The sequence below is a fragment of the Comamonas terrae genome, from assembly GCF_001544075.1.
Taxonomy (GTDB): domain Bacteria; phylum Pseudomonadota; class Gammaproteobacteria; order Burkholderiales; family Burkholderiaceae_C; genus Comamonas; species Comamonas terrae.
The window spans coordinates 1-1,194 of record NZ_BCNT01000036.1; the positions used below are offsets into that span (position 1 = coordinate 1).

Below are 1,194 nucleotides of genomic sequence, written 5' to 3' on the forward strand. Positions count from 1 at the left end.
GGCCATGAAAAAAGCCCGCCCGGAGCACCCGGGGCGGGCTTTGGCGCCTTGACCTGCGGCTGCGCCGCTGCAGGTGCCGCACCGCTGTCAGGCCGTCAGGTCCACCAGCGAACGCGCGATCACCTTGGTGGCGCGGCGCAGATCCTCCAGCACCAGGCGCTCGTCGGAGCGCTTGGCGTGCGACTCCAGCACCGTACGGGGGCCGGCGCCGTAGATCACGCCGGGAATGCCGCGCTCCACGTACAGGCGCACGTCGGTGTACAGCGGCGTGCCCACGGCCGGGGGCGTTTCGCCGAACACGGCTTGGGCATGCTGCTGGATGGCATCCACCAGCGGCTTGTTGCCGGGCAGGGGCGTCATGGCGTTGGCCAGCAGCAGGCGCTTGATGTCCACGCGCACGGCGTCCTCGCCGGTGTAGCCGCCCTTGGTATTGAAGCCTTCGATAGCCTGGGCGATCACGGCGCGGATGCTGGCCTCGACCTCGGCCGGGTTCTCTTCGGGAATCATGCGGCGGTCGATCTTGAGCACCACCTTGCCGGGCACCACGTTGGTGTTGGTGCCGCCGTCGATGCGGCCGATGTTCAGGTAGGGATGCTTGATGCCGGGCACCTTGGAGGTGACCTGCTGGTACTTGACGTTCTCGGCGTACAGCGCGTTCATCAGCGCCACGGCCGCCTGCAGCGCGTCCACGCCCGTGTGGGGCACGGCGGCGTGGGCCATCTTGCCGTGCACGGTGATTTCCATCTGCAGGCAGCCGTTGTGGGCTGTTACCACTTCATAGCTGAAGCCGGCCGCGATCATCAGGTCGGGCTTGGTCAGGCCCTTTTCCAGCAGCCAGCCCGGGCCCATGAGGCCGCCGAACTCTTCGTCGTAGGTGTAGTGCAGCTCCACCGCGCCCTTGGTGGGCCTGGCCACGGCTTCCAGGGCGCGCACGGCATAGGTGAAGCTGGCGAAATCGCTCTTGCTCACGGCGGCGGCGCGGCCGTAGAGCTTGCCGTCCTCGATCTCGGCGCCGTAGGGGTCCTTGGTCCAGCCCTCGCCCGGGGGCACCACGTCGCCGTGGGCATTGAGGGCAATGGTGCGGCCGCCGTCGCCGTACTGGCGGCGCACGATCAGGTTGGTGATGGACTGCATGCCATAGGCCTTGACATCGGCCTCGGGCACGGCGTGCTTTTCGGCCTCGAAGCCGAAGGT

At 68.1% G+C, this 1,194-nt stretch carries 1 protein-coding gene; it reads right to left on the bottom strand.

All coding sequences use genetic code 11. The features are described from left to right. Positions 1-87 precede the first annotated feature (87 nt). Positions 88-1,194: M20/M25/M40 family metallo-hydrolase (locus Cte04_RS21695; RefSeq protein ID WP_066483902.1), on the bottom strand; the 1,107-nt coding region annotated here is incomplete at its 5' end.